Source organism: Verrucomicrobiota bacterium (assembly GCA_039192515.1).
In the GTDB taxonomy this organism is placed as follows: Bacteria; Verrucomicrobiota; Verrucomicrobiia; order Methylacidiphilales; family JBCCWR01; genus JBCCWR01.
Window position 1 is genome coordinate 1 of record JBCCXA010000068.1, and the last position, 7,305, is coordinate 7,305.

Genomic DNA, 7,305 nt, shown 5'->3' on the forward strand with positions numbered 1-7,305 from the left:
CACTGAGCGTGCAAACGTAAACTCAGCCATATCTAAATTCCAGTTCCACATTAACAACATCCGAACCGAACGGATCAATGTGGAAGCCGCTAATAGCCGGATCAAGGATTTGGATGTTGCTGCTGAGACTGCGAACCTCTCTAAACAAAATATCCTCGTTCAGGCAAGTACGTCGATGCTAGCGCAAGCTAACTCATCTCAGCAGTCTGTCCTGCAGTTGCTAAGATAATAGATCACACTAATAGTGGCTTGAAATAGAATTTCGGGCACAAGAATGAAGGGGTCCTACCGAGTGGTAGGGCTCTTTTTTTGTGCAAATTTAATTGATTATTTTTCAAATTCTAAGAGTTGGCATGCCATGTGCATTTTATAGAAGGGTAATGATTATGAAAGGTAGCAGGAAAATAGGAAAAAAAGGCCCAATCAGCCTGAAAGAACCCTCTAATCAAGGGTTTAAGCCTACTAAGGAAGCAAAAAATGCTCTATTCAGAGTGGAAGAAAACTCCTCTCGTAGAGAAATTTTTCCCGCTAAACAATTATTTATAGCTGCAGGATGCGGCTTTCAACCCGCTGGAAGTTCCAGCCCGTTGCATGAAGCGACTCTAAAAAATAAAGGAGTATTATGGCAACAATAGGAACCAATGTGGGTGCATTAAATGCATCCTTCTTCTTAACTAGAAATAACGAAATGTTGGAACAGTCATTGAGGAAACTCTCCTCTGGTAGTAGACTTGCTGTTCCTTCCGACGACGCTGCAGGCGTTGCTGTAAGTGGTAAATTAGATGCCAATATCAGAAGACTCGTTGCCGCTGTTGAGGGCTCACAAAATGTCATTTCTTTTGCCCAAACAACGGATGGTTTTCTTAAAACAATCCAACAACAGCTCACTAGGATGTCTGAATTGGCCCAAAGAGCCACCAATGGCGCCTTTGGATCTTCCGACCGCGCGAACTATAACACTGAGTTCGCTACTGTTCGGGATCAGATTACCCAGTTATTAACAACAGCAAAATTCAATGGTGAATCACTATTTGAGAACTCAAGCATCTCTGTAGCTATTAATGCTCAAGGGGATACTGATACCTTTGCAAAAATTAATCTGCTCGATATCACTTCGCTTGGACTCAATGGCTCTACCATCAGCACAACAACCGCAGCAGGTTCAGCCATTACCGCGGTGAATACCGCTCTTAGCAGTATTACCACTCAACGTGCCGTGGTAAATGCGGCGATTTCTCGCTTCAACTTCCATATCACAAACATCAGAACTGAACGTATCAATGTGGAGGCCGCAAACAGTCGAATTAAAGATATAGATATTGCGGAAGAAACAACCAACTTATCTAGAAACCAGATTTTGCTACAAACTGCGACTTCGATGTTGGCACAAGCAAACGCTTCTCAGCAGTCTGTCTTGCAGCTACTACAATAAGGTATGATGGGGTAGTATGATTGTGGGCGCGAGGTTCTCTCGGATTCGGAACTGAGGGAGGGCTAGCGCTTAAAATCTAAATTAGTAACTTCTCATAGTTGCTTAATGGACGCTTGGATAGTAACCTTAACAGGTGACTAAACAATCAAATGACTCTGAGGATCCTAAGGAGGTTCGTAAAAGACTGGAAGAGGTTATTAAGGAATCACTGGGAGCGACGGGTTTTACCATTCCAATTAAGTCTGCAAAATTCACATCGAGTCATGAAGAAGACTCTAGTGCACTTCAAGGTCAAAAAGAGTCTTTTGATTTTCACTTTGATTACAAACCGCGCGACGTAAAAAAGTACCTAGATCGTTTTGTTATTGGTCAACAACAGGCAAAACGAGTTTTATCCATAGCCATTTGTGATCATTATAACTATGTTGCCACATTACAGCAAGGCGGAGGCATCAAACACTACCTCAAGCAAAATATTCTGATTCTCGGACCTACTGGTGTAGGAAAGACCTATCTCATCCGCTGTCTTGCTGATCTTATTGGGGTGCCATTTGTGAAAGCTGATGCCACAAAATTTAGTGAAACTGGTTATGTTGGGCAAGATGTTGATGATCTCGTTAGACAACTGGTGCAGCAGGCTGATGGCAATGTTGCTAAAGCAGAATGCGGCATTATCTATTTAGACGAAGTTGATAAACTGGCTTCGGTAGGAAGTTTTTCCGGACGAGACGTTAGTGGTCGTGGCGTACAAACAAATCTCCTGAAACTAATGGAAGAAACTGAGGTCCCCCTGCGAGCAGCTAACGATATGCAAGGCCAAATGGAAGCAGCATTCGAAGCTATGCAAGGCAAAAAGTCGAAAACCAAAACGATCAACACTCGAAGCATCCTTTTTATCGCCAGCGGCTCCTTCCCCAAATTACGTGAGATCATTGAACGCAGAGTGAGAGCCGGCGCTATGGGATTCCAGCCCGGTGGCACCATCGAGCGGGAAAATGGCGACGATTTTGATCAACTCACCACCAAGGATCTCATTGAATATGGCTTCGAAGCCGAATTTGCTGGCAGATTACCTGTTCGAGTAGCCTGTCTTCCTTTGAAAGCAGCCGATTTAGAGTCCATCTTAGAGCAATCAGAAGGATCTATCTTGACCCAATATAAATCGGCTTTTGATGCTTATAATATAAAACTCAGTTTCACTCAAGATGCTATCAAGCATGTAGCACTGAAAGCTTCAGAAGAAGAAACAGGGGCTAGAGCATTACTATCTGTTCTGGAAAAACTACTACGTGGCTTAAAGTATGAGCTACCTTCAACCCGATTATCTGAAGTCAAAATAGACAAAAGGTTTATTGAAGATCCAAACGAAATACTTGAAGAGTTATTGCGAAAGGCCCGTTTAATCGAAGGAGAGCAATATGAATCACTGCTCGAAGAGTTCTCTAAGCAGTTCCAAAAAAAGTATCAGCTTCAGCTTAAATTTACCTCAGAAGCTGCCCATGAATTAGTCAAAGAGGCTCATTCCAGCACTGAACGAACCTTTCTGGAGTTTTGCGAAGACAAGTTCAAAGACTTCCCCTATGGCTTGAAGCTCATTGCCAGGCATCGGGGAACAAATCAGTTTCTCATAGACCTTGAAGCTGCTCGTAATCCTGATAAGACACTCAGCGCTTGGGTAGTCGAATCTTACAAAGAAAGCGAAGCCAAAGAGGAAAAGGGAACTCCCTAAAACCTCTCGCTTGCTTTTTTATTTTTATTGAGAAAGTGGAATAAGAGCGGATAGACAAGTGTCCTCATACTTTGACCCGGGATACATCTTCCATAATAAAAATGAGATTCGATCTCCAGCTTTAAAAATTCTATTAGCAAAAGCATCAACATCTCTCAGTGAAAAGAGCTGTGGGTTCATGATGTCTTGAAGCTCTACCGTAAAAATATGTTCTCCGTTATAAAAGCAGGCAATCTGTTTCACCCTTGCATTTTTCTCCCATGTCTCAGGATTCCTAGCCAAGCCATTGATCACCAAGAACTCTCCATCAAATTTTTTGCTCTCATTGTCCGTAGTAGGCTCCTTTATTTTATATAGAATCTCCTCTCCTTTGCCTAATCCACTAACACCCTCTACCCATGCTGTGCTAGATAATGAGTCCACCAAGTTCGATACTTCGTAGCTAATTTCCCCAATAGGAGGGAGATGAGAGGATGCAGAAATTTCAAACAGACTAGAACATTCCATTTGATACTTTGCCAACCAGTCTATTAAGGCTATTCGATCTTCACTGGCACGAATAAGTGGAACGTTTTCTGCGTAGCTAACACTTAGCGAATTAACTAGTAATACAATAAATTTCAGAGCTAAAAATCTCATCGTTTATCTATGACGTCATCCTCAATTAATACGCTTGAGTCTATGCAGAGCAGACAAGTCCGCCTCCATATATAAAAATTTATCAATGCTCCTCATCTTAAGATAATCATTTCACAAATACCATATGCTATGCATAGTTACTTATTCTTGTTACGTTACTCATATACTAGAAAGAGTTTTTTAAACATAAAACTTATTTTAAGCTTTCGTTATGCTTATGATAAGTGATATAAAACATAATTGTTATGGCATACACGGCTTTAGATGTATTGCAGTCCATCGGGCAGTCACGTTCTACCTGCAATCTGGTAGTCGCCAGCAAAAATCATCGCATAGAAATTTGGATAATAGAAGGAATAGTATGCCGTTTAGACGGGTGTTCTGAGGAGGATTTAGCTTATTTCGTAGTCAGGCAGAATCCTTTTATATTTCTTAAGCCTATTAGTTCTGAACCTGAAAAAACCATGAATCTACCTCTAGAGACTCTGGTCATGGACATTGCTTACAGACATGATGACACCGCATTGCATAAATGCTCTCAGATAAAAGAAGTGATCCCCGAGAAGGCTGAGAAATTAGACTTATTCTTATCTGCAGTTGACAACACCATTAGCGTTAGTATGAACGAATATGTCCCTTCCAAAAAGATTGGCTTTAAAACCACCTCCTGTCTCAAAAATCACCACCCCGAAAAGCCACTACCCCTTATCTTCCATAATAATAAAAAAACCAGCATCCTTATTGGTAGAAGTAAGAAGTGCGATATTTTCTGTAGTCACCCCCTTATATCCAGAATTCACTGCTACATCACGTACAGTCATAAAGAAAAATCTTTCTTCGTCCAAGACCTTGATTCCAGCAATGGAACTTACTTAAACGACAAGAAACTCTTAAGCTCTAGCAGCTCTGCAAAGCAGAATGATACAGTACGAGTTGGTAATTGCAGCTTCACCCTCCAACTACAGAACGGGCTGAATGGTAACGGTAAGTCGAAAGACAAAACCATAAAGGGATCCAAAAGAGCTCTCAATCACTTGGATGAAAAAAAACCTGCGGACCCTTCAGGCACGCAGGTCAACCTAGTTCAAGCCGGCTAAAGTAGAAGAGAATCAAAGATCTGCGCAAGATCTTGTCCACAAGAAATAGAGCGCTTTTCAGGAGTATCGCATTGGGATACTTCTTCATCGACCCTCTTTTCCTTGTGGCTCAAATCTTCACCCATCTCCCTTGACCTTCCACTCCATCATCCGGGTTTAAATCAATAACGATAAGAACTCTGTTACTATTCGGATATTGAAACCGGGCTTTCTTGACTCTCGGTTTCATTGGGCATTGAAGTCTTAGCCACCGAATTCACATTGTACATGGAGCTCTCCCTGACCATCAACCCCGGAACCATCATTTTGTATTCCATCTTTTTCTCACTGCCATCACCCACTGCTTGAATCATTTCCAACAGTATACGGGCTGCTTCTCCAGCTGCTTCAAATATTGGCAATTTAATGGTTGTTAGTGCTGGCATAAAAAACGAGCTGTAATAATCACCAAAGCTTACCACAGAGACATCTTCAGGTATCTTCTTATTAGCATTGACTAAAGCTTCATAAACGCCACGCGCTACATGTTCATCATAAGAGATGATGGATGTAAAGTGATGACCTTCCTTGATGTGATTAGCCATAACATCCCGCACACGAGCTATGATAGACTCAGATGACTTCCTTTCCTCGGGGAATGAAAACTGACACATACTCGCATCTAAACCCATCTCTCCTGTCAAACGGATAAAAGCCTCTGCTCGACGATTTGAGGCTAACCGGCCCCAGTTTTCAGGACCTACCCACAATATATTTTTATGTCCCAAACCGTTGAGATGCTCTAAAGCCATCCTCACGCCTTCAGATTCATCAATAGATACATTGGAGAGCTGGCTTATACCAGGACGGTTAAATATCACGAGCGGCCCTTCAAATTGATGCAAGATTTCTAGATCTTCGACCTTCGGAATTACAGGGACTACAAGCCCGTCAATTCTTCGCTCCCTATAGAAGCGAATTCCCGACTCCAATACTTGCTCCGCGCTCTCTCCTCGCACCATAAGTGTTTCATAGCCGCTTGCCCGCGCTGTTGCATCAATGCCACTTATTAGTGTGCTCCATGACGGATCTAAAACGACTCCTTGAGTCTCATCCATATGGACCAATATTCCCAAGACCTTCGACTTCCCAGCCCTTAAGGATCCTGCTCGATGATTTCGATAATAGTTTAAGCGCTTTGCAGCCTCCTGCACCTCCTGGATACATTTGTTGCTAAAGCGGTTCGCTTTATGTGGTGAGTTTAAGATAATGCTTGCTGCTGCTATACTCACTCCTACTTCTGATGCTACGTCTTTTAGGCTTGCCATGGTTATATCCTCCCAAATTTGTTACTTATATGTTCATTTAATACTTGTAAATCAAGTTGAGCGATTAATTATCATTATTTTCTTAAAATGTGAAGCAAATCTTTTCAAATTTACTAAAAAATATTTTTTGAACTTTTAAATTCTTAATTGAATACCCGATCTCCACAAATAATAAATTTTCTTAAACTGCTTGTTTTGAAGGACTTACACAATGCTAAAGTTTTTGCCTGAGCTCGTCAACTACCTAGTTAATATTAACTCTCTAAAATAAAAAAATGAGGCATCAAAGCCAAGTCATGACATCAAACGCCTCATTTCTATGCAATTTTTCAGCTTAAAAGTTTCCGGTTCTATTAATAAATCCACTCCTTTGAAATGCTTTTCCTTAGGCTTAAAATAGAACAACTGAGCACTAGACCTAAGGCATTTTGAAGGCTTGATACCTGTTGCAAAGAGCATCCCATCAACCAACTTAGTCGCCAAGTTTCCAAGCAATAGCGGGAACTCCTGATGAGCTCTCGCTTCAAATAAAAAGGCACGAAGGCCCTCAACTGTTCTGAGTGCCGTTACCACAAGCAACCTAAACCAGCTCTCCTATCATGATGCATAAACACATTTTATACCTCAATAGCGAGCATCTAGTCACTCCTATTAATTTTAGGATACCGCCTTAATTGCGCTTCCAGCCAGCCCTCTTTACTCGATAACTCCTTAACCGCATCCTTTATACTCTCCGAGGTATGGAGATCCTAGGGATCCAAGTGTTCATAGATTTTTTGCCCTGATGGATCCCCCAATATTTAGACTGATTCAAGTATCTTCGTACGAGGCACGAATCTTTAGAGGCTTTCATCGGTGATGCCAGAGAATAGAAAGGTCTATGAAACACTGCTAGCAATCATGCATTAGAAAATTCACTGTTAAACTAATTATTCAAATAAACTTCCCGCGAGCTTACGCTCTGGGTATTAGCCTAGTTCAAGCATAGCTTGTCCGCCGTCTTGATTGCCCTGTAGCTTGATGTATCGGCGAATGATCTCTTCATTTATCCCAACAGTAGAAACAAAATAACCTTCCGACCAAATTCCATCCGTGCCCCAA

At 41.6% G+C, this 7,305-nt stretch carries 9 protein-coding genes; 5 read left to right on the plus strand and 4 right to left on the minus strand.

Annotated features, from left to right (window positions below; genetic code table 11):
* The 4 genes from AAGA18_15530 to AAGA18_15545 form a co-directional block, all read left to right on the plus strand.
* Positions 1-229 (plus strand): flagellin (locus AAGA18_15530; protein MEM9446752.1); only part of this gene is annotated, 229 nt, incomplete at its 5' end.
* A gap of 157 nt (positions 230-386) precedes the next feature.
* On the plus strand, positions 387-635 hold the full coding sequence (locus AAGA18_15535; protein ID MEM9446753.1) for a hypothetical protein: 249 nt from the start codon (positions 387-389) through the stop codon (positions 633-635).
* Complete coding sequence (locus tag AAGA18_15540; protein ID MEM9446754.1) at positions 623-1,432, plus strand: flagellin; 810 nt, start codon at positions 623-625, stop codon at positions 1,430-1,432. The genes AAGA18_15535 and AAGA18_15540 overlap by 13 nt, the downstream gene beginning before the upstream one ends.
* Before the next feature lie 133 nt (positions 1,433-1,565).
* Positions 1,566-3,161 (plus strand): AAA family ATPase, encoded by a 1,596-nt coding sequence (locus AAGA18_15545; GenBank protein ID MEM9446755.1) that lies wholly within the window; start codon positions 1,566-1,568, stop codon positions 3,159-3,161.
* 24 nt (positions 3,162-3,185) lie between these two features.
* On the opposite strand, the gene AAGA18_15550 is transcribed toward AAGA18_15545, so the two are convergent.
* On the minus strand, positions 3,186-3,800 hold the full coding sequence (locus tag AAGA18_15550) for a hypothetical protein (GenBank protein MEM9446756.1): 615 nt from the start codon (positions 3,798-3,800) through the stop codon (positions 3,186-3,188).
* 245 nt (positions 3,801-4,045) lie between these two features.
* Here AAGA18_15550 and AAGA18_15555 point away from each other — a divergent pair, with 245 nt between their 5' ends.
* Positions 4,046-4,897 (plus strand): FHA domain-containing protein, encoded by an 852-nt coding sequence (locus tag AAGA18_15555; protein MEM9446757.1) that lies wholly within the window; start codon positions 4,046-4,048, stop codon positions 4,895-4,897.
* Between the two features lie 185 nt (positions 4,898-5,082).
* Here AAGA18_15555 and AAGA18_15560 read toward each other — a convergent pair whose 3' ends face one another.
* From AAGA18_15560 to AAGA18_15570, 3 genes are all read right to left on the minus strand, one after another.
* Entirely contained in the window at positions 5,083-6,204 is a 1,122-nt protein-coding gene (locus tag AAGA18_15560; GenBank protein ID MEM9446758.1) for a LacI family DNA-binding transcriptional regulator, read from the minus strand.
* Between the two features lie 294 nt (positions 6,205-6,498).
* A complete protein-coding gene (locus AAGA18_15565; GenBank protein MEM9446759.1) occupies positions 6,499-6,777 on the minus strand; it encodes a hypothetical protein in 279 nt (92 codons plus the stop codon).
* 395 nt (positions 6,778-7,172) lie between these two features.
* Positions 7,173-7,305 (minus strand): IS200/IS605 family transposase (locus AAGA18_15570; protein ID MEM9446760.1); only part of this gene is annotated, 133 nt, incomplete at its 5' end.

What these genes read in the sequence shown, in the direction of transcription:
- AAGA18_15535 (MEM9446753.1), top strand. Translation starts at nt 387, where the DNA reads ATGAAAGGTAGCAGGAAAATAGGAAAAAAAGGCCCAATCAGCCTGAAA.
- AAGA18_15550 (MEM9446756.1), bottom strand. Translation starts at nt 3,800, where the DNA reads ATGAGATTTTTAGCTCTGAAATTTATTGTATTACTAGTTAATTCGCTA.
- AAGA18_15560 (MEM9446758.1), bottom strand. Translation starts at nt 6,204, where the DNA reads ATGGCAAGCCTAAAAGACGTAGCATCAGAAGTAGGAGTGAGTATAGCA.
- AAGA18_15540 (MEM9446754.1), top strand. Translation starts at nt 623, where the DNA reads ATGGCAACAATAGGAACCAATGTGGGTGCATTAAATGCATCCTTCTTC.
- AAGA18_15555 (MEM9446757.1), top strand. Translation starts at nt 4,046, where the DNA reads ATGGCATACACGGCTTTAGATGTATTGCAGTCCATCGGGCAGTCACGT.